Raw genomic sequence first — 25,018 nt, 5'->3', positions numbered from 1 at the left:
TCCGCGCCGCCGCGCCGCCGCGCCGCCGCGCCGCCGCGCCGCCGCGCTGACGTGATGGCGGCGCGCGCCCTGCCCCATCCCCCAGGCATGACCTGGGTCCTCTGCTGGCCTCTCAGCCGCCCGCCGGGGCGCTCGTCCTGGCGTCGAGGCCGCCCTTCCTGACGATGAAGGCGGCGATCTCCTCGACTCCCTTGTTCTCCTTCAGGTTGGTGAAGAGGAACGGCCTCTCTCCCCGCATCTTGCGGGCGTCCCGGTCCATCACCTCCAGGCTCGCGCCGACCATGGGCGCGAGGTCGATCTTGTTGATGACGAGCAGGTCCGATCGGGTGATCCCGGGGCCGCCCTTGCGCGGGATCTTGTCGCCGGCCGACACGTCGATGACGTAGATGGTGAGGTCGGCGAGCTCCGGTGAGAAGGTCGCCGCCAGGTTGTCTCCGCCGGACTCGACGAACACGAGATCGAGCGGGGCCAGGCGCTGCGAGATCTCGCGGACGGCCGCCAGGTTGATGGAGGCGTCCTCGCGGATCGCCGTGTGGGGACAGCCGCCGGTCTCGACGCCGACGATGCGATCGGGGCTGAGAGCGCCCGAGCGGGTCAGGAACTCCGCGTCTTCCTTCGTGTAGATGTCGTTTGTGACGACGGCGAGGCGCCACTCGTCGCGCATGCGCTTGCAGAGGCGATCGACGAGCGCCGTCTTGCCGGAACCGACCGGCCCTCCGATACCGACACGGAGGGGACCGTGAGTGTTTGCTGTCATGATCGGAACAACCTCGTGTGCTGGGTTTCGTGTTGCATCGACGAGAGATCGACCCCCGGCGTCGCGGCGCCGATGCGGTCGAGCGGCGTGTCCCCGGCGCGCCGGGCAGCGCCGGCGATGACCGGCTCGAGCGCCGCCACGATGCGCTGACCGTCCGTCTGGCCGAGCGGGATCAGGCGCATGCCCGCCGAGACAAGGCCCGAGCCGAGGCCGTGCAGGTACGCAAGGAGCGCCGCCTCGAGCGGCACCCCGTGCGCGGCCGCGGCGAGCCCGACCGCGACCGGGAACGGCGCCTCACCGGCGTGGCGCTCGGCGAACGCGTCGAGGCGAGGGTGCGGCCAGGCGGCGCGGGTGATGGTGAGGAACGCGGCCCCCTGCTGGGCGCTCTCCAGGGCGAGCTCGCGGGTGCCCCGGAGCGCCGCCCCGAGCTCGGCCACCTCGTCGAGCTCCCGGTCGTGCTCGGCGCGGAAGGCGGCCGCGAGGAGCGCCGCGTCGACCCGGCCGGAGCCCTCGCCGAGGATCGTCGCGACCCAGGCCCGGAGCTGCTCCGCCGTGCCGACCAGCCCCGCCTCCACCGCCCACTCCAGCCCGTGGCTGTAGCTGAATCCGCCGACCGGATAGGCCGGCGACATCCAGCTCAACAGGCGGTAGAGCGCGCCATCGCCCACGGAGCTCACCCGTCTCGGTCCTCATGACCGTGCTCATGGTCGTGGGAATGCCCATGACCGTCCTCGTGGTCGTGGGAATGCCCATGCTCATGGGAATGCCCATGCTCATGGGAATGCCCATGCTCATGGGAATGCCCATGCTCATGGGAATGCCCATGCTCGTGGGAATGCCCATGCTCGTGGGAATGCCCATGACCGTGCGGCGCCTGCCGGTCGTAGGCGCCGCGCTCCGGCGTGAAGGCCGCGCGGAGCGGCGTCGCCTCGGCGCCGAGCCCCCGGACCATGTCGACGATGACATGATCGTGGCGGATGAGGATCCGCGCGCCGTCGAAGGCCGCCGGGATATGACGGTTGCCGATGTGCCAGGCGATGCGGGCCAGGTCCGGCGCCTCGCGGCACGTGACCGCGACGAGCTCCTCGTCCGCCGCGCGCACCCGGATCCAGGCGCCGTCGTCGAGGCGAAGGCCGTCCCCGTCGCCGAGCACGGTCGCCTCCGGTAGGTCGAGCAGAAACTCCCACCCGTCGTCGGTCGCGAGCCGGATCCGCCGGCGGTGCCGGTCGTCGTAGGCGAGCGTCACGCACGCCTCGGCGGCGGCTTCAGGCGTGCTCCCGTGGGGGATGACCTCGATGGCGCGTCGCATGTCAGAACAGGAAGTAGCGCTGGGCCATGGGGAGCACCTCCGCCGGCTCGCAGGTGAGCAGCTCGCCGTCGGCCCTCACCGTGTAATGCTCCGGATCGACCTCGATGCGCGGCGTGGCGCTGTTGTGGATCATGCTCGCCTTCGAGATCCCCGACCGGGTGTTCTCCACCGCGAGCAGCGGGCGCGACAGCCCGGCGCTCGCCGCGAGCCCGCGCGAGAGCGACGCCTGGCTCACGAAGAGCACCGAGCTCTCGATCGCGTTCCGGCCATAGGCCCCGAACATCGGCCGGTAGTGCACGGGCTGCGGCGTCGGGATGGCGGCGTTGGGATCGCCCATCGCCGCCGTGACGATCGAGCCGCCCTTGAGCACCATGTCCGGCTTGACCCCGAAGAAGGCCGGCGACCAGACCACGAGATCGGCGAGCTTGCCGACCTCGACCGAGCCGATATGCCGGCTGACCCCCTGGGCGATGGCCGGGTTGATCGTGTACTTGGCGACATAGCGCTTGGCGCGGAAGTTGTCATTGTCCTGCTTCTCCTCCGGCAGCTTGCCGCGCTGGCGCTTCATCTTGTCGGCGGTCTGCCAGGTCCGCAGGACGACCTCGCCGACGCGCCCCATCGCCTGGCTGTCGCTCGCCATGATCGAGATGGCCCCGAGGTCGTGCAGGATGTCCTCGGCGGCGATCGTCTCCTTCCGGATACGGCTCTCGGCGAACTTCACGTCCTCCGGGATCTCCTTCTTGAGGTGATGGCAGACCATGAGCATGTCGAGGTGCTCGACGACCGTGTTCCGGGTATACGGCCGGGTCGGGTTCGTGGACGCAGGGAGCACGTTGGGCACCCCGACCAGCGCGATGACGTCGGGCGCATGGCCGCCTCCGGCCCCCTCGGTGTGAAACGAGTGGATCGTCCGCCCCTTGAAGGCCCGGATCGTATCCTGCACGAAGCCGCCCTCGTTCAGCGTGTCGGAGTGGATCGCCACCTGGACATCGTAGTCGTCGGCGACGGCGAGGCAGTTGTCGATCGCCGCCGGCGTGGTGCCCCAGTCTTCATGGAGCTTCAGCCCGCAGGCGCCAGCAGCGATCTGCTCGATGAGGCCGGCGGGCCGGCTCGTGTTCCCTTTACCGAACAGGCCGATGTTGACCGGCAGCGCCTCGGCGGCCTGGAGCATGCGCCGGAGGTGGAAGGGGCCGGGCGTGCAGGTCGTCGCGGTCGTGCCCGCCGCCGGCCCGGTGCCTCCGCCGATCAGCGTCGTCAGGCCCGAGCAGAGCGCCTCCTCGACGAGCTGAGGGCAGATGAAATGGATGTGCGTGTCGATGCCGCCGGCGGTCACGATCTTCCCGGCGCCCGCGATGATCTCGGTGCCGGGGCCGATGACGAGGGTCACGCCGTCCTGCACGTCGGGGTTGCCGGCCTTGCCGATGGCGGCGATCCGGCCGTCCTTGAGGCCGATGTCCGCCTTGACGATGCCCCAGTGGTCGAGGATGAGCGCGCCCACGATCACCGTGTCGACGGCGCCCTCGGCCTGCGTCCGCTGGGACTGGCCCATGCCGTCGCGGATGACCTTGCCGCCGCCGAAGGTGACCTCCTCGCCATAGCCGTGGAGCGCGGTGAGGTCCTGCTCGACCTCGATGAAGAGATCTGTGTCGGCGAGCCGCACCTTCTGGCCCACCGTCGGGCCGTACAGGCTCGCGTAGCTGGAATGAGAGATCGGATGAGCCATCGCCTGAGCCTCCTAGAGCGAGCCGTTGACCTTCCCCTGGAAACCCACGACGACGCGGTCGCCGCCGTAGGGCACCAGGGACACTTCCTCTTTCTGGCCCGGCTCGAAGCGCTTCGCGGTGCCGGCCGGGATGTCGAGCCGCATGCCGCGGGTCTTCTGGCGGTCGAAGACGAGCGCCTCGTTCGTCTCGTAGAAATGGTAATGGCTGCCGACCTGGATCGGCCGATCGCCTGTGTTCTCGACGCTGAGCGTGACGACGGGCCGGCCCAGGTTGACCTGGATGTCCAGCTGCGCCGCCGGGCTGATGATCTCTCCGGGAATCATGACACCTCCTCCTCGCCGCTACGGCTTGCCCTGGGGCTCCGACTGGATCCCGAGCCGCGGGCCGATCGGGTGGTGGACCGTGACGAGCTTCGTGCCGTCGGGGAACGTGGCCTCGACCTGGACATCGTGGATCATCTCGGCGACGCCCTCCATCACCTGATCCAGGAAGATCACGCGCGCGCCCCGGCACATCAGATCTTCCACCGAATGGCCGTCGCGGGCGCCCTCCAGCACGAAGTCGGAGATGAGCGCGATCGCCTCGGGGTAGTTGAGCTTGACGCCGCGCTCCAGCCGCCGGCGCGCGACCATCGCGGCCATGGAGATCAGCAGTTTGTCCTTCTCTCGGGGGGTGAGATTCATCGACTCCTCCTCAGATCGACCAGAAGCGCGGCATGCGCGCCGGATGGCCCGAGCGCGCCGCCCTGAGCCACGAGACGAGATCGGTGAGATCGCGCCGCACGTGCGCCGGCTCCTCGCCGAGCGCCCGGGCCACGAGCACCCCGCCGACGAGCGTGGCGCCCGCGCGGGACGACCCGCGCGAGAGCCGCGCGCGGGCCTCGTCGACCCACGCCGCCGCGTCGTCGGCGACGAGCAGCGCGAGCCCCGCCGCCGTGGCGCCCCCGAAGCCCGCGGGGGCCGCGATCTGCGCGGCGATGTCGCCGGAGAGGGAGAGCGCGTCCGCCCAGAGGAGCCGCCCTCCGCGCCGGACGCGCCAGACGTCGTGCAGCGCGCCGGCCGTGAAGCGCTCGCCCCGGGCCAGCCGGCCGAAGACCAGGAGATCGAGCGCCAGCAGGCTCCCGCCGGGCGCGACGTCGAGCTCGACGCGCCGCTCGAGGCGGGCGCTGTCGAACAGGATCGTCTCCCGGGGCAGCCACTCGAGCGTGGCGCCCTCGCCGACGCGGAGATCGAGCGAGAGGCAGCTGGGGGCGCCGAGCGAAGGATAGACCTTCTCGGCGGCCTGGCTCGTCACGGTGGCCGTGGCGCCGCGGCGCGCCTCGACGGAGACCTGGAGGACATCGCCTCCGGCCATCCCGCCGGAGGTCGTGATGAACACCCCGAGCAGCGGCTCGTCCGGCTCTTGCCGCGGGAAGAGCATGCGGCACGGCGCGCGGTGCGCGAGGTGCACGGGCCTCGTGCGATCGTGCCGCTCGAAGCGGACCTCGAGGAACCCGTTGTCCCGCTGCAGCCCCAGGCGGTGCTCGGGGTGGTCCTTCGGGTCAGCCAATGAGAGCCCCTGTCGATCGTGCAAAGTGCCCCGCCTCGCCGCTGTTCGCTGCTCGTCGATCCGTCCTCGGGCTTGTACTCCGGCGCACGCAGCGCTGTCCATAGGACTTTGCCCCACGCCGGCCGCCTCCCTCGGCGAGCGGACGGGCCATGCGCACGGGAGGGGAGCGTCGAGCGCGCTCAAGAGAAGAGCAAGAGGTGCCTCCTCATCTCCGTCGCGAGCAAGAAAGCGGCGTAGTTCATGCTCAGGTGGGCCGCCCCTTGCTGGAAGCCGGTGAATCGGTTCATCTGCTCTGACAGGGACCCGTCCGGGTTCATGTGGTAGCGGACTCGCTCCAGGAACGCGTCCCCTTCGCGCCGAAGCGCGTCCACGGTTCGGTCGAAGCGAGGATCGCCGGCGAGGAGCTCTTCCCCGGGGTCGAATCGCACGCCCTCCACGGGCAGCGCCTGAAAGAACGGCAGGTTCGTGGGCGTGAGGACGATCCTCGTCGACCGCCGATACTGCATGGCCAGCTTGTAGTGATACATCGCGAAGCCGATCGTGAGGCTCGGCCACGGGTTGCCGATCGAGTCCGTCCGGTAGCCATCGTAGCGGTCCTCCGGGTAGCGGCCGATGGCGATGCCCGCGATCCGGCGCGACGGATCGTTGATCGGGTAGAGGCACTGGAACGTCCTCTTCTGCGCCACGGCGGTCGCGAGCACCTGCTCGTGATCGACCGGGTAGAGATCCTCGCCGTAGAGCTCGTAGTCGTGGATCGAGTACCCGCCCAGCGTCGCGATGATGACCGAGCTGTCCAGGCCGCTCCGCGGGGGATCGGTCCCCTGATCGCGGATGGAGACGAGGAACTGGCGCTCGGGCTCCCAGTGCCGGCGCAGCTCGCCGTCCAGGTGTCTCGACTGCTCCACGTAAAAGCGCGCGGCCCCGTCGTCCCCGAGCCTCGTCGCGAGCGCGGCTCCCTCGATGAGCGCCTTCCGCTGCAGGAGCCGCGTGAAGAAGTGATGACCCAGCACCTCCTCCCAGAGGTCGTAACACGTCGCGCGCCAGCGGTGCGCTGTGTACTCCAGATCCGCCTTGATCACCGATCCGGTGGGCAGCCTCCCATCGTAGAGCCTCTCCTGCACCAGCTCCCGCCGGCCTTCGTCCAGGAGGAGGAAGGCCCAATGGGTGAGCTCGATGGCGCGAATGGCGGGCCCGTCGTCTTGCGGCCGTCCCCACGGGCCCGTATAGGGCATTCCATTCACGAAGAACTTCGGCTCGCCGAGCCCGATGCCGGCCTGAACGGCCGTCTGCTGGGTGTGCCGGGAAAAGTCCACGAACTCCATCATCCGATCGAAGTACCGTCGCCGCGCCTCGGGCTCTCGCGCCAACCGGTAGAGCTGCTGGATGGCTTTGATGACAATTCCGGCGTCGCGGACCCAGTGATAGTAGTAATCAGGGCTCGATCTGGAAGGGGACGCGATGATGGCCCCCGGGAGGGCGTCTGGAGGCGAGACGTTCCTCAGGAGATAGATCTCGGCGCGCTCGCTCTCCTGAAGAATCCACTCTTCAAGGCTGTCTTCTGGCATGAAGGCGTGTCGCGGACGTTCCGTGTCGTCCATGACGGGATTGTTCGGGTGCGGCATATCGGTCTTCTGTTCCGCAGCTCGAATCGTAGCATCGACGCTCGGCATCGACGTCAAGCATCACGAGCCGAGCACCGTCACTCCCCCGCGGGCGCCTGCGCGTCGCGCCCGCCGTCGCGCTCTTGGCCGGGACGACGGACGGCCTCTACCGGCTCGACGGCGAGCGGTGGGCGCGGGTGGACCTGCATTCTCGGGTACGCGCAGCTCCTCCAGCGCTCTACGCGCGTCTCGCCGCGGGGCTTCGCTCGTCGGCGAGGCGCTCTTCCTCGCTCTTCTTCGCTATTCGGCGAGGATCTGTTCGAGGGAGTCGGCGCTCATCGCCCGCAGCAGCCAGCGCTGCAGCGTCGCCGGGTCCTGACAGGCCAGCAGGCGCGCGCGCGCCTCGTCCGGGCACGGGATCCCGCGCATGGCGAGCGCGGCCAGGAGGGCCTCTCGCAGGCCTGCCATGGCCTGCTCGGCCTGGGCCTGCGCCTGCTCGGCCCTGGACTCCAGGCTCTCCATCATCCCCTTCAGGCGACCGATCAGGTCCGCGGAGCCGAACAGCTCGGCCATGCCCTGGAAGAACTGGAGCCGATCGCCGGCGACCGCCAGGTCGAGGCCCAGCACCGCCGAAGCGTGACGCCCCATCTGCGGCACGATGCGCTGGTAGCGCGTGGCATCCGGCCCGGGGAGCCGGTAGCCGTGGACCTGTTGCCGGAGCCGGTCGTAGACGAAGTACTCGGGGATGCCCAGGCGCGCGTAGCGCTCGACGTTGGCGACGAGATCCTTGTTCCGGTCGCCCTGGTGCAGGACCTCCAGCACCAGGCTCAGCCCCCTGCCCTCGTCGGCCACCACCCACGCCATCCGCGGATCGTCCTCGGGCTGCTGAACGTCCAGCACCGCGAGGATATCCGGAACGAACACCTCTTCACCCGGGTACAGGACCGCCAGCTCCTCCGCCAGGTAGATGACGCGTCCGGTGGAGCCGAAGTGCAGGGTGAGCATGTCGATCGCCCGCCCCTTGGCCTTGTGGTGGGGCCGCCCTTCGGCCATGGCGCTCTTCGGGTCGGACAGGGCGTCGACGATGCTCACCAGCAGGCGCTCGCGCTCCGCCGGGGTCATCGCGCGCCACTCCTCCTCCGTCGGAGCGATCAGCGGGGGCCCGGGCGGCCGCGGCGTTCCGGAGGCGGGTAGGACCATGCCGAGAACCTAGCACCGAACGCCGCCGCGGCAGTCGCGCCCCGCCGCGAGGGGCGCTTCCGCCACGCTGGCCTGAACGAGGCCGGGCTCATCGAGCCGGAGGAGCAGCTCCGGGAACTCGCTCGGGCCGACGCGCTCGGCCACGCCGGCGAGGGGCGGCGCCGCGCGCGCGCCGGGCGTCACGCGCTGCCGGCCGCGGGGAAGAGGTCGGCCTCGATCTCCCGGTAGATCGCGGCCAGGCGCTGCGCCCAGGCCTCCACGCCCTCGTCGCTGAGCAGGCCGTCCTGGCGGATCTCGAGGAGCACGCACGGCAGGCCGCGGCCCTCGCCGTGCACGGGGATCCCGTAATCGCCTCCATCGGTCACGTAGTAGGGCTCGTTGTCGCCGACGCAGAGCCCCGGCTCGCGGCGCAACGCCTCGAGGAACAGCGCGGCGAGCCGCCGGTCGCGGCCGTAAAGGATGGCCGCGTGCCAGGGCCGGTCCTCGCCGGGCATCGACGGCGTGAAGCTGTGGAGGCTGAGGATCGCCGTGCTCTCGCGGCGGTCCCGCCGCTCGTCGAGGAGCGCGGTGATCGCGTTGTGGTAGGGCCAGAAGCAGGCGTCGGCGCGCGCCATGGCCTCCGCGGCGTCGATGACGTTGCCGGGGATGGGCACGCCGCAGCTGATCTCGGGGATGGAGGTCGGCGAGCCCAGCGGCCGGTTGCAGTCGATGACCAGGCGGGAGTAGCCGGAGAGCACGAGCGGCGCGTCGAGGAGCGCGGACAGGCGGCGCGAGAGGCGCGCCGCGCCGATGTCCCAGCCGGTGTGCTGGCAGAGCGCTTCCTCGTGCATGCCCAGCTCGGGGAGGCTCCGCGGGACCGCGTTGGAGGCGTGGTCGCAGAGCAGGACCGCGCTGGATCGACCCTGGGGATTCACCACCTCGAACGCAGGCGGCTCGTCGGGTGCAAGGATGCGCAAGGCAGGCGGAGGGGTGCTCATGGCGTCTTGCCCGAGACATAGCAGACCCGAGCGCGCCCGCGCCGCGCGCGATCAGGACGGCGTCGTCATGCAGGCGCGCAGCGCGACCTTGGCGCGGTGCAGGAGGACCGCGACGTGGCCGGCCGAGATGCCGAGCGCGCGCGCCACGTCCTCCCCCGGTCGCTCCTCGAGCATGCGCAGCGTCACGACCGCCTTCTGGATCTCGCAGAGCTCCTCGACGCACGCGCGCAGGCGGACGTGCTCCTCCGCGCGCGCGATCGCCTCGTCGGTCGCCGGGACCTCCCCCGCGGCCTCCGGGTGCGCGTCGACGTCCTCGTGCGGCCGGGCGCGGAAGTGACGGCGGCGCCGGTTGCGCGCGGCGTTCCGCACCATCCCGGCGAGCACGCCCCCCCACGCGCCGGCGTCGTCCGGGAGCGCGCCCTCTTGCGCGAGGGTGAGCAGCGTGCAGAGGCCCTCCTGCACGCAGTCGACAGCGTCCTCGGGCGTCACCCCCTCCGCGCGCGCCAGCGCCGCGAGCGCCGAACGCTCCGAGCGCACAAGGTGCGACACGTGCCCCAGGATGTCGTCCGCGTCCTTGATGGCTTCCATGGTCTACGGAGGTCAGGTCTCGAGCCGCGCCCACATTACACCGGCGAGCGCTGTAATGGTTGCGGGTCTCGAGACCTGAGGAGGCATGGAGGCTCGCGCAATGTCCATGAATCCCGTCCACGAGATCAACGAGCTCGACTTCGATGCCGAGGTGCTGGAGGCCGGGGTGCCCGTCCTCGTCGATTTCACGGCGCAGTGGTGCCCGCCGTGCCGCGCGCTCGCGCCGATCTTGCACCGGCTGGCGGAGGAGGGCGCAGGTCGCCTGAAGGTGGTGGCGGTCGACGGCGATCGGAGCCCGGCGCTCGCCCGCCGCTTCGGCGTCCGCGGGCTCCCGACGGTCGTCGCGTTCGCCGGCGGCAAGGAGGTGGCGCGCCACGTGGGGCTGACCACGAGGGAGAAGCTCCTGAAGCTTGTCGAAGGGCGGGAGCTCTCCGCGGGGGCGCGGAGGGACCGAGCGCCCTCGCCGCCGTGATGGCGTCTCGGCGGCGCTCCTTGGCGTGGTGAGGCCCCGGCGGCGTGGCGTGGTGGGGCGCGGCGGCGAGCGCGCGTTCGGGCTCGCTCGGGGGGTCGGGCGGGCGGCCAGGCCCGCCCGCAGGCTACCGGCGTTGTCGGTCGCCCGGTCGTTGCCTGTCTCGCTGCCCTTCGGTGTCGCGCCGCCCCTCGGCGGCGGGGAAGCTGACCCGGCGCGTCGTCGTCTCGGCCCCGGAGACCTCGAACGGACCCAGCGGCAGCGGTTCGCTGACCGGGCTGCCGTTCTCGTCGATGAGCGTGATCGCTCCGACGTAGTTATCGGCGGAGACATGGATGCTCGCGTCGAACCGCTCGCACGGGACCACCTGCCTGGTGACGTGGTTGTGCTTCGTGTCGATGAGCATCAGCTCGACCGCCTTCGCGCCGTACGCCTTGCACTGAGAGGCGTCGGTCCTGTCCTCGATAGCCCACTGGACGGCGACGAATCCCATCTTTTCAGGCTGTGTCTCTCCCGGCCCTGTTTCTCCCGGCTCTGTCTCGTCGGTCGTGTTGTGCATGCACGCGACCATCGTCGCTGCGCATAGCCCTGCCACAGAGTAGATACTTCGCATTCCTACCTCGTTGTGCTCGGCGCAGATCCCGGCGCCGCGCTCCGCGCCCAGCAACGCGGGTGCCACGCGGATCTCGCGGCGCGGCGGCGAGCGCGGCCGCTCTTCGGGAGGATGGGAAGCGCGGTGTTGCCCGCGATCGGGCGGCCCTGCGCGCGCGGGTCCTGCCCCCGGCGGGCCAGCGAACCCGGGATCCAGCTACGCGCACGCGCTGCGCGGTGGCGGGCGCGAGCACGGTGGGCCTCCGGCGAGCGCACGAGCGGGTATGAGCCATGCTGGGGCGCACCTGCTCCGCGCCGAGGGGCGTGATCTCCTCGCCGGGCGAAGATGCTCGTAGTTGGGAGCATGGATCAGCGCGATGCCGGCCCCCCGAGGTCACCCACGCTCCGGGAGGTCGGCGCGAACATGCTGGATGCAACCCGGGGACGCGCCGGCCAGTCCGCAGAAGACGCTTGAAATTCGCGAATAACTTGGACATGTTCGCCGTCGGCAGGACGCGAGCGGCGCCGCGTGACGGCTGCGCCGGGCCGCGGGTATCGCACCTCGGAGAGCACGACCGTTCATGCGCACGTCCGAGAACGCTCCGGAGAGCCGCCCAGAAGCGGCGTGGGGCGTCGTCTACGGCGTCGCGGCTTACAGCGCGTGGGGCATCGTTCCCGTCTTCTGGAAGCAGCTCCGTCATGTTGGCGCGTTCGAGCTCCTGGCCCACCGCACCGTGTGGAGCCTGCTCTCGTTCGCCGCGCTCACGCTGGCCACGGGGCAGCTCGGCGCGCTCGGCGCGGCGCTGCGCGACCGGCGCGTCGTCATCTCCATGGCGGCGACCGGGGCGCTCGTCTCGGCGAACTGGGTCCTCTTCATCTACGCCGTCGCGGTGGGGCGCCTGCTCGACGCCAGCCTCGGCTACTTCATCAACCCGCTGCTCAGCGTGCTCCTCGGCATGCTCTTCCTGCGCGAGCGGCCGCGGCCCGCCCAGTGGCTCGCGCTGGGCTTCGCCGCCTCGGGCGTCGTGTACCTCGCCGCGCGCGCCGGCGCGGTCCCCTGGATCGCGCTGGCGCTGGCCGGGACGTTCGGCGTTTACGGCCTGCTGCGGAAGGTCGCCGCCGTCAACTCGCTCCCTGGCTCCACCCTGGAGACCTTGTTCGTCGCCCCGCTCGGCGCAGCCTACCTGGCCACCCTCCACATCGACGGCTCGGGCGCCATGGGCCAGACCGATCTGCGGACGCACGTCCTCCTCGCCGCGACCGGCGTCATCACCGCGCTGCCGCTCGTCTGGTTCACGAACGCGGCGCGCCGCCTGTCGCTGACCACCCTCGGCTTCCTCCAGTATCTCGCGCCGAGCGGTCAGTTCCTGCTGGCCGTGCTGGTCTATGGCGAGCCGTTCACGGCCACCCAGGCCGTGAGCTTCGCCTGCATCTGGGCCGGGCTCGCTGTGTTCAGCGCCGACGCCGCGCTGCGCGCGCGCCGCGCGTTGAACGACGAGCGCATGCTGAGCGCTCGGCAGACGAGACAAGAGGAATTCGAACTGTCAAGACGTCCGCGCCGCTGAGAGAGAGGAGAGATGGTGCCCTGGCGTGACTGGCGTCCTCGACTCGTTTCAGCTCGAATCTCTCCCCCGGCGTCCTTGACGCCTCGACGCTTCGACTCCTTCTCTAGGCCAGACGATGAGCTCTGAAGAGACCCTACCGAGCACCGACCTCTCGCAGATCCCGGCGCAGATCGCCGGCCCCTCGGCCTGGTACGGCCCTGCGATGGCGCAGAGCGACGGCTGGATCGAGCACCTCACGCCGGCGGAGCTCGAGGAGGTCGAGGCCGCCGTCCGGCGCTTCGCCGAGACGGGCGAAGACCCGGCGCGGATGCGCAGCGAGGCCTTCCCGCTGCCGTCGCTCGCCGCGCGCCTCCGCCGCGTGCTCGCGGAGGTGCTCGACGGCCGCGGCTTCGCCCTCCTCCGCGGGCTGCGCGGCGCCTGGCTCGACCGCGGCGACCCCCGCGCGGCCGCGATCGCGTTCCTCGGCATCGGCAGCCACCTCGGGAGCGCGCGCTCGCAGAACGCGCGAGGGCACGTGCTCGGCCACGTGAAGGACCTCGGCCTGTCGAGCCAGGACCCGAGCGTGCGCATCTACCAGACGCACGAGCGGCAGACCTTCCACACCGACTCGTGCGACGTCGTGGCGCTGCTCTGCCTCCGGACCGCCAGGGCGGGCGGGCTCTCGGCGCTGGTCAGCTCGGTCACGCTGTACAACGAGCTGCGGCGGGCGCGCCCGGACCTGGCCGAGGCGCTGTTCGCGCCGCTCGAGACCGATCGCCGGGGCGAGGTGCCGGCGGGCGAGCGGCCCTATTTTCGCATCCCGGTGCTGAGCTGGCACACCCAGCTCCTGTCCGCCGTCTACCAGCGGCAGTACATCGAGTCGGCGCGCCGCTTTCCCGACGTCCCGCCGCTCACGGCGCGGCAGATCGAGGCGCTCGACCTGTTCGATGCCCTCGCCAACGACCCGGCGCTCCACATGACCATGGAGCTCCGCCCGGGCGACATCCAGCTCGTGCACAACCACACGCTGCTCCACGATCGCACGGCGTTCGAGGACTGGCCCGAGCCGGATCGCCGGCGGCACCTGCTCCGCCTCTGGCTCGCTCCGCCCGGCGCGCGGCCGCTGCCGCCGGTGTTCCGCGAGCGCTTCGGCTCGCTCACCCCCGGCGACCGCGGGGGCATCGTCGTGCCGGGCACGCGCCTCCACGCCCCGCTCGCTCCCGCGTGAGCGGTCGCGCCCGGGGAGCGCCCCGGGCACCTGCGCTCTCCGCGGGGCGCCTCGCCGCCGCGTGCGCACGCCGCGCCCACATGGCGCCGGCATGCGCCTCGCAGCGCACCTCCTTCCCATGGCTCCCTTGCCTCCGGCCCGAGCGGCCGAGGAATGCCCCGACAGCGACCCCGGGCCCATGCCCGGCGGCGGGGCGCGCGTCCCTGCCGCGCCGCCCGCCGCCCTGAACACGTCCGCCGCCCCCGGCGCGCGGCGCAGGGCGCTGCTCCACGCGGCGCTCGGCGCCTTTGGCCTCGCCGCCCTCGTCGCGCTCATCCGGCACGTCGGCGCGGCGGAGATGCTCGCCGCGGTGACCCGCGCCGCGCCGTTCTTGCCTTTCCTGATCGCGCTGGAGGCGGCGCGCGTCGGCTGCGAGACGATCGCCACCGCCGTGCTCTGCGCGCCGCGGCGCATCCCGGCTGCGGAGCTCCTTCGCATCCACGTCGTCAGCTACCCCGTCATGGCGCTGATGCCGGCCGGCCGCGCCGCGGGCGAGGCGGTCAAGGCCGCGCTGCTCTCGCCCCACGTCGGCGCCCCGCGCGCGGCCGCGATCGCCACCGCGAACCAGTCGCTCGCGCTCCTGGCCGCGGCCCCGCTGTCGCTCCTCGCGGCCGCGGCGCTCTTCCGCATCGGCGGCGGCGCCTCCCCGTTCGCCCTGGGCGTGCTCGCGCACGCCGCCCTCCTTGTCGCGAGCGGCCTCGGCGTCGCCTTCGCGGCGCGGCAGCGCGCCGCCTCGGCGTGGATCACCCGGCGGTTCGCCCGCGCCGGCCAGCTCACCGCCGCCTTCCAGGAGGCCGTCCGCGAGCGCCCGCCCGTCCCGGGCTGGCCGTTCGTCGCCTGCGTCGCGGGCCGCGCGCTCCAGGTGGCGCAGTATGGTGTCCTCCTCGCCGCCGTCGGCGCCGAGAGCGACCTCCTCCGCGCGCTCGCCGCGTACGGCGTGGGCGCGGCCGGCACGGCGGCCGGCGACCTCATCCCGGGCCAGATCGGCGCCACCGACGGCGCCTTCACGCTCGCCGCCTCGCTGCTCGGCCTCACCGCGAGCTCCGCCATCGCGGTCTCGCTGCTCCTGCACCTCCTCCAGGCGGCCTTCGCGCTCGCGGGGATCGCCGCCACGCTCGCGTGGCGCCGCAGCCCTCCCGCGCGCTGAGCCGCCGGCGCGCTCAGCCGCGCTCGCGCTTGAGGCGCGCAAGCTCGGCCAGGGCCTCGGCCAGCCGCCGCTCGGCCTCGTCGGCGCGCCGCCGCTCTTCATCCAGGCGCTGCTCGGCCTCATCGATGCGCTGCTCGGCGTCCTCGATGCGCGCCGCGAGGTCGTCCACCATCGCGCCGAGCCTGGCGAGCACCTCGCGCGGCTCCGGCAGCCGGGCCAGCGCATGGTAGAAGCACAGCCGGTCCCCCTCCAGGCCCAGGTCCAGGTCGAGCACGGCGCTCGTGAGCCGGCCCTCGTGCGGGGCGATCGGCTGGTAGCGCGCGCTTCCCGCGGCGAGCCGGAAGCCGCGCAACCGGCGGCGCCGGCGGTCGAAGACGAAGTACTCGGGGATCCCGAGCGACGCGTGGCGGGCGGCGCTGTCCTCGAGCTTCTTCTTGCTCCTCTCGTTCCAGAGGATGTCCAGCGCCAGATGGACCCCCTTGCCCTCCGCGCTCTCGGACCAGCAGGCCCGTTCCTTCACCTCGACGTCGAGCACTGCGATGAGATCCGGCGCCACCATGCGCCCTGCCGCGTCGTAGACCGGCAGCTCGCACGCGAGGTACACGCGCTTGCCGATGCTCTGGAAGTACCCGCCCAGCGTGTCCCGGGCCGCCACCTTGGCGTTGAAGTGGAAGTCGCCCTCGGGAGGGCTCGCCTCCGAGACCTCGAACTCCGACGGGAGCGTGTCGAGGACGCGCTGCCGCTCCTCCGGCGTCATCCGGTCCCAGAGCTCCTGCGGGGGGGCCCGAGGATCGTCGGGGTCGATCACCCAGGACGTCGGCGCGCGCTGCATGGTCCGAGCTTCGCGAGCCCGCGCGGGCGCGACCACGGCACACGCCCGGCCTCGGCCCCTCAACAAGGGCGCTCCAGGCCACGCCGAGCCGCGCTGCGCTCCCCCGCTCGCGCTGCTTGCGCCCGGGAGGGATCCCGCGCCCCCGCGCGCGCTCGCCTCTGCGGTCCGGAGGGGTCCGACACCCCCGCAAGCGCTCTGCATTGCGGTCCGGAGGGGTCCGGACCCCCCGTCTGGCACAACGAAGACGGTGTGCACGGGGTTGTTGGCACAGAATTTCGCCAAATAGCTCGCTTTTTGGCACAATCTTGCCCTGAAAATCGCTCGACCGAGCGTTCTCGAGGGGTCCGGACCCCGGTGTGTCGCAATGCATTGCGTTTGAGCCAGTGCCGGACCCCCCTCCCCTGGCACAGAGCCGCGCCCTTCTGGCACAAAATCAGGCCGCGCGGCTCCCTCCGGAGGCTCCCCGCAGTCTCGGGCGCCCCCGGCGGCACGGGGGAGGCCGACGCCCCGGGTTCGCTCCGCGCCCCCATCGAGCCTGCGGCCGCCGGCCGCGCGGGACGGCTTCCTCGGACCGGCCGTCCGCTCCCTCGTCCCTCGACCGGCCGCCTGGCAGGCGCCTCCGTCCTGCGCCTCGAGGCGGTGCGGCGATCCCGACCTTGCGCGGATGCGCTGGCCACCCTCCGGCGGTTCGTCCTAGGGTGTGCACGTCATGACGGAAAAGACCGGCGGCCCCGGACGGGACGTGCTCACCCAGAAGGAGGCCGAGGAGCGCGCCGCGCGCATCGGCAACGCGCGCTACGAGCTCTCCCTCGACCTGTCGCGCGGCGAGGGCGGCTACCGCGGCGAGGCGCTCGCTTACTTCGACGTCCGCGGCAGCGGCGACACCTTCATCGACTTCCGCGGCCGGCGCATCGAGCGGCTCGAGATCAACGGCGTCGAGGTCGAGCCCGAGTGGTCCGACTGCCGCATCCGCCTCCCGGGGAAGCTGCTCGATCCGGAGACGCGCGTGCGCGTCGTCTACGAGAACGACTACGACCATACAGGCGACGGCTTCCACCATTTCCGCGACCCCGAGGACGGCGAGGACTACCTCTACTCGGACCTCGAGCCGTTCAGCGCGCACCGCCTGTTCCCCTGCTTCGACCAGCCGGACATCAAGGCGAGCTACAGGCTCTCCGTGACCGCGCCCGAGGACTGGGAGATCATCGGCAACGCCCGCGTCCGCCGCACCATCGGCGCGGGCCTGGGGCGCTCGACGCGGGTGTTCGAGGAGACGACCCGGTTCAGCACCTACATCTTCGCGCTGATCGCCGGCCCCTACAGCGGCGTCCGCGACGAGCACCGCGGCATCCCGCTCGGGCTCTACTGCCGCAGATCGCTCGAGAAGCACCTCGACCCCGACGAGCTCTTCACGATCACGAAGCAGGGCTTCGACTTCTACCCGGAGTTCTTCGACTACCCGTACCCCTTCACCAAGTACGATCAGGTCTTCGTCCCCGAGTTCAACGCCGGCGCCATGGAGAACGTCGGCGCCGTCACCCACAGCGAGCGGATGATCTTCCGGGACCCGCCGACCGAGCACCAGCGCCTCACGCGCGCCGAGGTGTTCCTCCACGAGATGGCCCACATGTGGTTCGGCAACCTCGTGACCATGCGGTGGTGGAACGATCTCTGGCTGAACGAGAGCTTCGCCACGTACATGGCCTTCCTCGCCATGGAGCAGGCGACCCGGTTCGAGCCGGCCGTGTGGAAGGCGTTCAACGTCATGAAGAGCTGGGCCTACCGGCAGGACCAGCTCGTGACGACGCACCCCATCGCCGGGGAGCTCGCGGACACGGAGCACACGTTCCTGAACTTCGACGGCATCACGTACGGCAAGGGGGCGGCCGCGATGAAGCAGCTCGTCGCGGCGATCGGCCTGCCGGCCTTCCGCGACGGAATGCGCCGCTACTTCAAGCGCTACCAGTACGGCAACGCGACCCTGCGCGAGTTCCTGTCCGCGCTGGAGGAGGGCTCGGGCCGCGACCTCGGCGCCTGGTCGCGCGTCTGGCTGGAGCAGGCGTCGCTCAACACGCTCACGGCCGAGTGGGAGCCCGACGGCGACCGCATCGGCCGGCTCCGCGTCGTGCAGACCGCCCCCGTGGACTACCCGACCCTCCGGCCGCACCGCATCGACGTGGCGCTCGCGCGCGAGGAGGGCGGCGCGCTCGTCGTCGACTCGGTGCCCGCCGAGATCGACGGCGCCACGACCGAGGTCGTCGCGGCGCGGGGGCAGCGGGCGCCGCTCCTCGTGTTCCCGAACCACAACGACCTCACGTTCGCGAAGATCGCGCTCGATCCGGGCTCGCTCGCGTTCGTGCGCGAGCACATCGGCCGCGTGGAGGACGCGCTCCTGCGGCAGCTGCTCTGGTCGTCGCTCTGGAGCATGGTGCGCGACAAGAAGCTCGCCTCCCCCGCGTACCTCGCGCTGGTGAGGGACAAGCTGCCGTCCGAGCCGGACCTCTCGCTCGTCGAGCCGGTGCTCACGAACGCGGTGACGGCGCTCGCGCGCTACGTGCCCGACCCGATGCGCGAGGCCGAGGCGAGCGCGTTCACGGGCCTCGCCCTCTCGGCGCTCCGGGCGGCGCCCCGCGGCGACGCGCAGATCGTGTGGGCGCGGGCGCTCCTCCACGCGGCCTACTCGGCGCCGGAGCTCGTCGTGGCCGCGCGCCTCGTGGACGGCGAGATCGAGGTGGAGGGGCTCGAGATCGACCAGGAGATGCGCTGGACGGTCGCCGTGAAATGGATCGCGCGCGGCATGGCGGGCGCGGACGAGCGGCTCGCCAAGGAGCGCGAGCGCGACCCGTCCGATCGCGGCCAGCGCGCCGCGCTGCGCGCCGAGACGGCGCGCCCGGATCCGGCGGCGAAGGCCGCGGCGTGGGAGCGCTTCCACGGGGAGGGGTACGGCTCGCTGCACCTCACGAGCGCGGCCATGTCGGGGTTCAACTGGTCGTTCCAGCGCGCGCTGCTCGAGCCGTACGTGGAGGGGTTCTTCGAGCGGGTGCAGCACGTCTTCGAGACGCGGACGCACGAGCTCGCGTCCGCGTATTTCACCCACCTGTTCCCCTCGTACCGCGTCGATCGCGACCTCCTCGCGGCGGCCGAGGCGCGGCTCACGGCGCTCCAGGCGGCCCCGGGCGGGGCGCCGCCGGCCAGGCAGCGGCTGCCGATGCTGGTCCGGATGCTGCGCGAGTCGAGCGACGACCTCGTGCGGGCGATCGGGTGCCGGGAGCTCGCGGCGGCGAGCGGGTAGGCGAGCCGGCCCTTGCGACTCCGCGCAGAGGAGCGACCGGCGCGCGCATGGGCGTCGCGAGCGAGCTCTGCGACCCGGGAGCCGGGACGGTTGAACCGACCGCTCCCGCGGCTGAACCAGCCCGGCCCGGCGCGACGGGTCGATCCGGCGCGCGAGCCGAGGTACGCTAGACACACGATGGCCCATCCCACCGAGGACATCCTCGCTGCCGCCCTGTCCCTTCCTGAAGGAGAACGCCTCAAGATCGCGTCCGAGCTGCTCGCCAGCGTCGGGGAGCCGCACGATGACGCCTGGGACGCCGCCTGGCTCGAGGAGCTCGAGCGCAGAGAGCAGGCGGTGCGCGATGGGGGGAGCGAGGGGACCCCGTGGTCCGAGGTTCGGGCGCGGGTCCTCGCGCGACTGGGCGCTGGTTGACCCGACCGATCCTCGTTCGCGTCGACGCCCAGACGGAGCTGGACGAAGCTGTAGACTGGTACGAGCGGCGCCGTCCTCGGCTCGGCCTCGAGTTCGTGAGCGCCATCGAGGGGGCGCTCGACGCGATCGCCGATGCGCCCGATGCATGGCCCCTATGGCAGGATGGCTATCCCTATCGAAAGTATGCCCTGCGCCGTTTCCCTTTCGTCGTGTTCTTCACGGCAGAAGGCTCCGCGATCCAGATCGTCGCGTTCGCTCACGCGAGGCGGCGGCCGGGGTACTGGATGCGACGCCCCGGCCAGTGAGCGGTGGCGCTCGAGGCGACGATGATTGTGCAGCTCGGCAAGGCGTCTCTCCCGTGGACGCGCGCGGACCTCGAGGCGAAGCTCGCTGGCCACGCGCGGGTCCTCATCGACGTCGGCACCGGCGACGGCCGCTTCGTGTACCGCTCGGCCGGCGCCCACCCCGACACGCTCTGCATCGGCGTGGACCCCGCGGGCGAGCGGATGCGCGAGGTGTCGTGGCGCGCCAGCCGCAAGGCAGCCCGGGGCGGCCGGCCGAACGCGCTCTTCGTCGTCGCGTCGGTGCAGGCGTTGCCGGAGGAGCTCACCGGGCTCGCCCACACCCTCACGCTGAACTTCCCCTGGGCCTCGCTGCTCTCGGCCCTCGTGCTCCCGGAGGCGCCGGTGCTCGAGGCGCTGCGCCGGCTCGTCCGGCCGGGCGGGGAGCTCATCGCGCTGCTCAACCAGAGCGTCTTCGACGACCGGCCCTACGCGGCGCGGCTCGGCCTCCCCGAGCTCTCGGACGCGTGGATCGATGACGCGCTGCGCCCCGCCTACCGCGCCGCCGGGTTCGAGATCCGGGCGAGCGAGATCGTGGACGGGGAGGTGCCGCACCAGACGAGCTGGGGACAGCACCTCACGCTCGCGTCGGGCCGGAGGACGCGGCGGCTGACGGCCGAGGCGATCGGCTGAGGGGGCGACGGGACCGACCGAGCTCGAGGACCGCGAGCCCATCAGCGCCCTGCGGAGCCCGCGAGCGCCTGTGCCGTCGGGGTCGCGCTCCGGCGCGTCCTGGCACAGACCGCACAACGGACAGCCACGCAAACGCCGGAGATCGCGCGATCGGGGCTCGGTACGCTCCATGCACTATGCACTGCAGCACGCCTGGCCGCGTCCGACGTCGGCACGTGAGGACCCCGGCGGCCAAGGAGACCCCATGCGTATCTGTGTCCGCTTCGCTTTCACGGTGGGATGCCTTCTCGCTCTGGGGGCGTGCTCGAGCTCGAGCTCGAGCTCAGACGACGGTAGCGATGGCGAGATCCCGGGGACGGGCCCCGGCCCTGGCGACGTCGACGGCACCGCTTCGGCCGGTGCGGGAGGTCCGACGGACGGCGGCGATCTCGCAGGCGGCGTCGGCTCCCCCGGCAGCGGCGGAGGCGCCGGCGAAGGAGGCGCCGGCGGCGGAGGCACCGGCGGCGGAGGCGGCATCGAGCCAGGCACGCTCACCGCGGGCGTCTGGGACGACAATCGCAATTTCGACTTCTTCCTCTCGTACCGGAGCACGCTCTACGCGCAGCAGCTCCCGGGCCTCATGCCCTTCACCGAGGCCGATCACCAGGCCGCGCACAGCTTCTTCGCGGCGCCTCCAGTGAAGCGGGAGACGCTCGACGTCTCGCTCATCATCGACACGACCGGCAGCATGGGCGACGAGATCGCGTATCTCCAGACGGAGTTCATCGCCCTCTCCGACTCCATCTTCGCCAAGTACCCGAACGCCGAGCAGCGCTGGTCGCTGGTCCTTTATAGAGACACAGAGGACGACTACGTCGTCCGGTGGTTCGACTTCCGCACCGATCCCGGCGAGTTCCAGGTGAAGCTCGCCGAGCAGGCGGCCGGCGGCGGCGGCGACTTCCCGGAGGCGCCCGACAAGGCGCTCTCCAAGGCGGCCGACCTCGCCTGGAGCACGGGCGGCGACACAGCGCGCCTCGCCTTCTGGGTCGCGGACGCGCCCCACCACGACAGCAACGCGGCGGCCATGGCCGACGGGATACAAGCCCTCAAGGACCGCGGGGTGGCTGTCTATCCCGTCGCGTCGAGCGGCGTGGACGAGCTCACCGAGCTCACCATGCGCTCAGCCGCGCAATTGACGGGCGGGCGATACCTCTTCTTGACCGATGACTCCGGGGTTGGCGGCGCTCACAAGGAGCCGACGATCCCCTGCTACTATGTGACAAAGCTCGATCGCGCGATCCTGCGCATGGTCGACATCGCGCTCTCCGGCGTCTACCACGAGCCGGAGCCGTCCGAGATCCTCCGCACGGGCGGCGATCCCCTGGACGGCGCGTGCGAGCTCTCGTCGGGCGGCGAGGTGCTCGCGTATTGAGCCTGCGGGCTTCGTCCTGCTGAGAGGCCCGTCGATGGCATCCCTGGCGCCGGAGAAGCCCGAGAGAGCGAGGACGGCGCCGGAATAACTCCGGTGCGCGCTGTCGTTGTCGCGGGCGCCCGATGAAGCCGCGAACATCGACTCTCCTTCTGGCCGCGGTCCTCGCCGCGGCCTGCTCGAGCCCCTCCAGGCAAACCGCGCCGGACGAGCGCAATGCCGGAGCGGAGAAGACGGCGACTCCACCGCCGTCTCCACCACCACCACCGTCCCCGCCGCCGCCGTCCCCGAAGCTCCGCGCGGTCCAGCGGACCGGCGGCGCCCTCATGCGCGCGCCGCAGGGCGACGCGCTCTACCTGGCCGACGAGGACCACCGCGCCCTCCGGCGCATCCCGCTGCCCGTCGACGTGAGCGCTCCGCCGATCGCGATCGCGATGCCGGGGCGACCCGCGCAGGTCCTCGCGCTCGAGGGCCGCGTGCTCGTCACGATCCGAGATCCGGGGCTGCTGCTCGTGATGCAGCCGGATCCGACCGCGGGGCTCGTGGAGGTCGCGCGCGTGCCGCTGCCGGCCGATGCCTGGGGGCTGGCGATCACGCCGGACGAGCGCACCGCCATCGTCACCAGCGCGTGGACCGACAAGGTCTCCGCTGTGGATCTGGCGACCGCCACGAAGTCATGGTCGATCGATGTCCCGCGCGAGCCTCGCGGCGTCGTGATCCGCGAGGACGGCGCGGCCGCGTACATCACGCACCTCACGTCGTCGGCGCTCACCCGGATCGATCTGCGCTCTCCCCCGCAGGCGAGGCCGATCGCGCTGCCCGCATCGCCCTACCGCGCCCCTCCGGACGACCCGCGCGCTGCCTCGCTCGGATACGCGGCCGCGCTCTCCCCGGACGGCCGCCGCCTGTTCGTCGCGCGCCACGCGCTCGGCGCGCTCGGCGAGCTCTCGTGGTTCGGCGCCGCCACGGTCGACGTCCTGATCACGGGCAACGACGAGCCCCTCGCGCCGCGCCGCCGCGAGGGCGCCCCGAGCCGGATCGCGCGGGACTTCGAGCTCGACATCACCGGCGACCCGGAGCTCGAAGCACCCAGGAGCGAGCTCGCCCCGTTCGTCCAGCCGCGCGCCCTCGTCTACCGCGAGAGCACCCGCACGCTGCTCGTGGCCAGCGAGGGCACCGACGCCCTTGTGGAGCTCGACGCGCTCTCGGTCGAGCCGACGCTCCGGCCCCTCCGCACGTACCCGCTCGGCAGCTCACCGGCGCTCGCCGGTGCGGCGCCGGGGTCCCTGGACACCCTCTCGCGCGACGCCGGCGTGGCGACCCTGTGCGGCGCGCCGAGCGGCGTCGCCCTCTCCGGGGACGAATCGTTGGCCTGGGTGTACTGCCGCTCGACCGACGCCCTCGCCATCGTCCGCCTCGACGAGCACAAGGCAGGTGTTCCCCTCGCGCCGGGGCCCGTGCCGTTCATCCGGCTGGCCGAGCCCCCGCTCCTCGACCTGGCCGCCATCGGCCGGAAGCTCTTCTACAACGCGACCGACTGGAGAACGAGCGGCGGGCTCGGCTGCGCCGGGTGTCACCCCGATGGGCGCGACGACGGCCACGTGTGGCACGAGGTCAGCGGCGGCGACTTCGCCAATTTCTTCGGATCCGCCGACAACCGGCCGATGGCAGGGCTCGCGGGCGGCGTGGCTCGACAGACACCCATGCTCGCAGGGCGCGTCTCGGCCGAGGGTCCTTATGGCTGGAACGCCCAGAGCGAGCTCCTCGCCGCGCGCATCCTGGAGGGCTTCGGCCTGCATCGATGGGGGATGGGCGGCGGCGCGGACGGCGCGCACTCGCTGCGCGCGAGCTATCTCGCCAGCTTCCTGCGCGAGGGCCTCGTGCCTCCGCCCAGGGAGGATAGGCCGCTCACGCCGGAGGAGAAGCACGGCTTCGCGCTCTTCACGAGCGAGGCGGCGCAGTGCTCACGCTGCCACGTGCCCGAGACCGAGTACACAGATCGGATGGCCTACCCGATGCCGGGCCTCGTCGCCCGACCCGGGTTCTACAGGGAGAAGCAGGGCACGGTGTACAAGACGCCCTCGCTGCGCTTCATCGCCGGGACAGCGCCCTATTACCACGATGGCTCCGCGAGGACGCTCGAAGAGCTCGTCGCGCAGAACGAGGATCGCATGGGCCGCACAAGCCACATGTCGCGGAAAGACAAGGCGGCGCTCGTCGCCTTCCTGAGGACGTTATGAAGAGGCTCCTGTGGATCGGTACAGTCCTGCTCGGCGCGCTCGCGCCGGCGCAAGCCTCGGAGTCGCCGATCGCCCGGACAGCCGAGCCGGACGGCGCCGCGGTCGGACCTCGGGCGGAGACGGGGGCAGGCCTCCCGGACGGGGGAGAGGCCGCGGCGGCGTCCGGGGTGCGCGCGCTGGAGGAGGCGCCGCCTGCGCCCGAGCGGACGCCACGGCCCGCGACGGCGGAGTGGGACGCCGCCGAGCCGGTGCGGCTCGCGCGGGACAGGAGCGGCGCCGTATGCAAGGCGCGGATGCGGCGCGAGTGGCTCCGCATCGACTGCGCGGCGCCCTCGCTGGCCGCCGTGAGGACGCTCGGAGCGAGCGCCGGGGAGGCGTGGTTCTCGCTGGACCAGAACAGCAGCGAGGAGCTCGCGACGGGCGTCTCCGTGGTCTTCCCCGTCCGCCTCGGGGACCGGAGGGTGATCGAGATCCTCACGGGCACCTCGGGATACCGCGGCGAGATGGGGATCTCGACCAGCTTCGTGATCTCCGAGCAATGGCTCGACGGCGACGCCGGGCCGCTCGTCAGCGTGCTCTGAGCCCCGACGGGCGCGTCGTTGCGGCGCCCCAGGGGCAACTCCGCGCCGAGACCCGCGGCGGAGGCGCTCGCGGTCGGACCGGCTTGCCCGGGCGCGCGCGCCGTGCCTTGATCCAGCGCGTGACAACGGGATTCTTCGAGGCAGGCGGCCTGCGTTTCCGGCTCGATCGCCAGGGCGCCGAGGTGAGCGGGGGGCCGGCGCGCGCGGTCCAGGCCAGGATCGAGCCCGACGAGGCGAGCCTCGACGGCGACGAGCCGCTGGCCGAGCTCCTGGGCCGCCGTCTGTCGGCGCTGCTCGGCGTGCCGGTGAGCGACGAGGAAGGGATCTTCGACCTGGCGGTCGAGCGCGATGGGGCCGTGGTCGCGGCCGTGCAGCTCTCGTGCGGCGAGGACGACGAGGACGTGCTCGAGCTGCTCGGCGAGCGGGCGCCCTCGCTGCCGGTGCGGGCGCTTGTCGAGGCGCTGGTCGAAGCGCTGCGGGGCCCGGAAAGGTGACGTGACCGCGCGGCCCCCGGGCCCGGCGTCACGCCCGCCGGGTGCCGGCGCGAGGCCGCCC

Annotated in this window: 26 protein-coding genes; 12 read left to right on the top strand and 14 right to left on the bottom strand. The window is 72.1% G+C overall.

Annotated elements, in window-relative coordinates; all coding sequences use genetic code 11:
• Nucleotides 1–112 precede the first annotated feature (112 nt).
• From ureG to WMF17_RS11590, 12 genes are all read right to left on the bottom strand, one after another.
• Nucleotides 113–757, bottom strand: coding sequence for an urease accessory protein UreG (gene ureG / locus WMF17_RS11645; protein ID WP_437649439.1), 645 nt, complete (start codon nt 755–757; stop codon nt 113–115).
• Nucleotides 754–1,434 (bottom strand): urease accessory protein UreF, encoded by a 681-nt coding sequence (locus tag WMF17_RS11640; protein WP_437649437.1) that lies wholly within the window; start codon nt 1,432–1,434, stop codon nt 754–756. The genes ureG and WMF17_RS11640 overlap by 4 nt, the downstream gene beginning before the upstream one ends.
• A complete protein-coding gene (locus tag WMF17_RS11635; RefSeq protein WP_437649435.1) occupies nt 1,431–2,066 on the bottom strand; it encodes an urease accessory protein UreE in 636 nt (211 codons plus the stop codon). Before WMF17_RS11635 ends, WMF17_RS11640 begins: the two co-directional genes overlap by 4 nt.
• Nucleotide 2,067: 1 nt before the next feature.
• Nucleotides 2,068–3,789: an urease subunit alpha gene (gene ureC, locus WMF17_RS11630; protein WP_437602117.1), complete on the bottom strand. Its 1,722-nt coding sequence runs from the start codon at nt 3,787–3,789 to the stop codon at nt 2,068–2,070.
• Nucleotides 3,790–3,801: 12 nt separating this feature from the next.
• On the bottom strand, nt 3,802–4,113 hold the full coding sequence (locus WMF17_RS11625) for an urease subunit beta (RefSeq protein ID WP_437602116.1): 312 nt from the start codon (nt 4,111–4,113) through the stop codon (nt 3,802–3,804).
• 18 nt (nt 4,114–4,131) lie between these two features.
• A complete protein-coding gene (locus tag WMF17_RS11620; protein WP_437579651.1) occupies nt 4,132–4,473 on the bottom strand; it encodes an urease subunit gamma in 342 nt (113 codons plus the stop codon).
• Between the two features lie 10 nt (nt 4,474–4,483).
• Nucleotides 4,484–5,338, bottom strand: coding sequence for an urease accessory protein UreD (locus WMF17_RS11615; RefSeq protein WP_437602115.1), 855 nt, complete (start codon nt 5,336–5,338; stop codon nt 4,484–4,486).
• A 179-nt stretch (nt 5,339–5,517) separates the two neighbouring features.
• Nucleotides 5,518–6,936, bottom strand: coding sequence for a glycoside hydrolase family 15 protein (locus WMF17_RS11610; RefSeq protein ID WP_437602114.1), 1,419 nt, complete (start codon nt 6,934–6,936; stop codon nt 5,518–5,520).
• Nucleotides 6,937–7,239: 303 nt separating this feature from the next.
• Entirely contained in the window at nt 7,240–8,139 is a 900-nt protein-coding gene (locus WMF17_RS11605; protein WP_437649434.1) for a Uma2 family endonuclease, read from the bottom strand.
• A 9-nt stretch (nt 8,140–8,148) separates the two neighbouring features.
• Nucleotides 8,149–8,322 carry a hypothetical protein gene (locus tag WMF17_RS11600; protein WP_437649432.1) on the bottom strand — a complete coding sequence of 58 codons (174 nt, stop codon included), beginning with the start codon at nt 8,320–8,322 and terminating at the stop codon, nt 8,149–8,151.
• Entirely contained in the window at nt 8,319–9,116 is a 798-nt protein-coding gene (locus WMF17_RS11595) for an N-formylglutamate amidohydrolase (RefSeq protein ID WP_437649431.1), read from the bottom strand. Before WMF17_RS11595 ends, WMF17_RS11600 begins: the two co-directional genes overlap by 4 nt.
• A 51-nt stretch (nt 9,117–9,167) precedes the next feature.
• A complete protein-coding gene (locus WMF17_RS11590) occupies nt 9,168–9,704 on the bottom strand; it encodes an RNA polymerase sigma factor (protein ID WP_437649429.1) in 537 nt (178 codons plus the stop codon).
• Between the two features lie 100 nt (nt 9,705–9,804).
• Between WMF17_RS11590 and WMF17_RS11585 the strand changes: the two genes are divergently transcribed.
• Nucleotides 9,805–10,176 carry a thioredoxin family protein gene (locus tag WMF17_RS11585; protein WP_437649427.1) on the top strand — a complete coding sequence of 124 codons (372 nt, stop codon included), beginning with the start codon at nt 9,805–9,807 and terminating at the stop codon, nt 10,174–10,176.
• Between the two features lie 124 nt (nt 10,177–10,300).
• On the opposite strand, the gene WMF17_RS11580 is transcribed toward WMF17_RS11585, so the two are convergent.
• A complete protein-coding gene (locus tag WMF17_RS11580; RefSeq protein WP_437649425.1) occupies nt 10,301–10,852 on the bottom strand; it encodes a hypothetical protein in 552 nt (183 codons plus the stop codon).
• 493 nt (nt 10,853–11,345) lie between these two features.
• Between WMF17_RS11580 and rarD the strand changes: the two genes are divergently transcribed.
• From rarD to WMF17_RS11565, 3 genes are all read left to right on the top strand, one after another.
• Entirely contained in the window at nt 11,346–12,329 is a 984-nt protein-coding gene (rarD, locus tag WMF17_RS11575) for an EamA family transporter RarD (RefSeq protein WP_437602104.1), read from the top strand.
• Between the two features lie 115 nt (nt 12,330–12,444).
• Entirely contained in the window at nt 12,445–13,536 is a 1,092-nt protein-coding gene (locus WMF17_RS11570) for a TauD/TfdA family dioxygenase (protein WP_437602103.1), read from the top strand.
• Between the two features lie 118 nt (nt 13,537–13,654).
• Entirely contained in the window at nt 13,655–14,722 is a 1,068-nt protein-coding gene (locus WMF17_RS11565) for a lysylphosphatidylglycerol synthase domain-containing protein (protein WP_437649423.1), read from the top strand.
• A 13-nt stretch (nt 14,723–14,735) separates the two neighbouring features.
• Here WMF17_RS11565 and WMF17_RS11560 read toward each other — a convergent pair whose 3' ends face one another.
• The gene (locus WMF17_RS11560; RefSeq protein WP_437649422.1) at nt 14,736–15,554 is read right to left on the bottom strand and encodes a Uma2 family endonuclease; all 819 of its coding nucleotides are present in this window, start codon (nt 15,552–15,554) and stop codon (nt 14,736–14,738) included.
• 709 nt (nt 15,555–16,263) lie between these two features.
• Between WMF17_RS11560 and pepN the strand changes: the two genes are divergently transcribed.
• The 8 genes from pepN (at nt 16,264) to WMF17_RS11520 (ending at nt 24,957) form a co-directional block, all read left to right on the top strand.
• Nucleotides 16,264–18,846, top strand: coding sequence for an aminopeptidase N (gene pepN / locus WMF17_RS11555; RefSeq protein WP_437649420.1), 2,583 nt, complete (start codon nt 16,264–16,266; stop codon nt 18,844–18,846).
• Nucleotides 18,847–19,023: 177 nt separating this feature from the next.
• Nucleotides 19,024–19,260, top strand: coding sequence for an addiction module protein (locus tag WMF17_RS11550; protein ID WP_437649418.1), 237 nt, complete (start codon nt 19,024–19,026; stop codon nt 19,258–19,260).
• Nucleotides 19,257–19,565, top strand: coding sequence for a type II toxin-antitoxin system RelE/ParE family toxin (locus WMF17_RS11545; protein WP_437649417.1), 309 nt, complete (start codon nt 19,257–19,259; stop codon nt 19,563–19,565). The genes WMF17_RS11550 and WMF17_RS11545 overlap by 4 nt, the downstream gene beginning before the upstream one ends.
• Nucleotides 19,566–19,586: 21 nt before the next feature.
• Nucleotides 19,587–20,234, top strand: a complete 648-nt coding sequence (locus WMF17_RS11540) for a class I SAM-dependent methyltransferase (protein WP_437649415.1) — start codon at nt 19,587–19,589, stop codon at nt 20,232–20,234.
• A gap of 244 nt (nt 20,235–20,478) precedes the next feature.
• Nucleotides 20,479–21,645 carry a vWA domain-containing protein gene (locus tag WMF17_RS11535; RefSeq protein WP_437649413.1) on the top strand — a complete coding sequence of 389 codons (1,167 nt, stop codon included), beginning with the start codon at nt 20,479–20,481 and terminating at the stop codon, nt 21,643–21,645.
• 122 nt (nt 21,646–21,767) lie between these two features.
• The gene (locus tag WMF17_RS11530) at nt 21,768–23,882 is read left to right on the top strand and encodes a hypothetical protein (RefSeq protein WP_437649411.1); all 2,115 of its coding nucleotides are present in this window, start codon (nt 21,768–21,770) and stop codon (nt 23,880–23,882) included.
• Nucleotides 23,879–24,463 carry a hypothetical protein gene (locus WMF17_RS11525; protein WP_437649409.1) on the top strand — a complete coding sequence of 195 codons (585 nt, stop codon included), beginning with the start codon at nt 23,879–23,881 and terminating at the stop codon, nt 24,461–24,463. Before WMF17_RS11530 ends, WMF17_RS11525 begins: the two co-directional genes overlap by 4 nt.
• Before the next feature lie 119 nt (nt 24,464–24,582).
• Nucleotides 24,583–24,957 carry a hypothetical protein gene (locus WMF17_RS11520; RefSeq protein ID WP_437602092.1) on the top strand — a complete coding sequence of 125 codons (375 nt, stop codon included), beginning with the start codon at nt 24,583–24,585 and terminating at the stop codon, nt 24,955–24,957.
• Nucleotides 24,958–25,018 lie beyond the last annotated feature (61 nt).

The organism is Sorangium sp. So ce362 (assembly GCF_051519845.1).
Taxonomy (GTDB): Bacteria; Myxococcota_A; Polyangia; order Polyangiales; family Polyangiaceae; genus Sorangium.
This window is presented reverse-complemented; position numbering and strand designations above follow the sequence as displayed.

Excerpts from the sequence above, each read along its gene's own strand:
- WMF17_RS11560 (WP_437649422.1), bottom strand. The coding sequence starts at position 15,554 with ATGCAGCGCGCGCCGACGTCCTGGGTGATCGACCCCGACGATCCTCGG.
- WMF17_RS11535 (WP_437649413.1), top strand. The coding sequence starts at position 20,479 with ATGCGTATCTGTGTCCGCTTCGCTTTCACGGTGGGATGCCTTCTCGCT.
- WMF17_RS11635 (WP_437649435.1), bottom strand. The coding sequence starts at position 2,066 with ATGCGACGCGCCATCGAGGTCATCCCCCACGGGAGCACGCCTGAAGCC.
- ureG (WP_437649439.1), bottom strand. The coding sequence starts at position 757 with ATGACAGCAAACACTCACGGTCCCCTCCGTGTCGGTATCGGAGGGCCG.
- WMF17_RS11565 (WP_437649423.1), top strand. The coding sequence starts at position 13,655 with ATGGCTCCCTTGCCTCCGGCCCGAGCGGCCGAGGAATGCCCCGACAGC.
- WMF17_RS11625 (WP_437602116.1), bottom strand. The coding sequence starts at position 4,113 with ATGATTCCCGGAGAGATCATCAGCCCGGCGGCGCAGCTGGACATCCAG.
- ureC (WP_437602117.1), bottom strand. The coding sequence starts at position 3,789 with ATGGCTCATCCGATCTCTCATTCCAGCTACGCGAGCCTGTACGGCCCG.
- WMF17_RS11525 (WP_437649409.1), top strand. The coding sequence starts at position 23,879 with ATGAAGAGGCTCCTGTGGATCGGTACAGTCCTGCTCGGCGCGCTCGCG.
- pepN (WP_437649420.1), top strand. The coding sequence starts at position 16,264 with ATGACGGAAAAGACCGGCGGCCCCGGACGGGACGTGCTCACCCAGAAG.
- WMF17_RS11620 (WP_437579651.1), bottom strand. The coding sequence starts at position 4,473 with ATGAATCTCACCCCCCGAGAGAAGGACAAACTGCTGATCTCCATGGCC.
- WMF17_RS11605 (WP_437649434.1), bottom strand. The coding sequence starts at position 8,139 with ATGGTCCTACCCGCCTCCGGAACGCCGCGGCCGCCCGGGCCCCCGCTG.
- WMF17_RS11585 (WP_437649427.1), top strand. The coding sequence starts at position 9,805 with ATGTCCATGAATCCCGTCCACGAGATCAACGAGCTCGACTTCGATGCC.
- WMF17_RS11550 (WP_437649418.1), top strand. The coding sequence starts at position 19,024 with ATGGCCCATCCCACCGAGGACATCCTCGCTGCCGCCCTGTCCCTTCCT.
- WMF17_RS11595 (WP_437649431.1), bottom strand. The coding sequence starts at position 9,116 with ATGAGCACCCCTCCGCCTGCCTTGCGCATCCTTGCACCCGACGAGCCG.
- WMF17_RS11540 (WP_437649415.1), top strand. The coding sequence starts at position 19,587 with ATGATTGTGCAGCTCGGCAAGGCGTCTCTCCCGTGGACGCGCGCGGAC.
- WMF17_RS11610 (WP_437602114.1), bottom strand. The coding sequence starts at position 6,936 with ATGGACGACACGGAACGTCCGCGACACGCCTTCATGCCAGAAGACAGC.
- WMF17_RS11570 (WP_437602103.1), top strand. The coding sequence starts at position 12,445 with ATGAGCTCTGAAGAGACCCTACCGAGCACCGACCTCTCGCAGATCCCG.
- rarD (WP_437602104.1), top strand. The coding sequence starts at position 11,346 with ATGCGCACGTCCGAGAACGCTCCGGAGAGCCGCCCAGAAGCGGCGTGG.
- WMF17_RS11590 (WP_437649429.1), bottom strand. The coding sequence starts at position 9,704 with ATGGAAGCCATCAAGGACGCGGACGACATCCTGGGGCACGTGTCGCAC.
- WMF17_RS11530 (WP_437649411.1), top strand. The coding sequence starts at position 21,768 with ATGAAGCCGCGAACATCGACTCTCCTTCTGGCCGCGGTCCTCGCCGCG.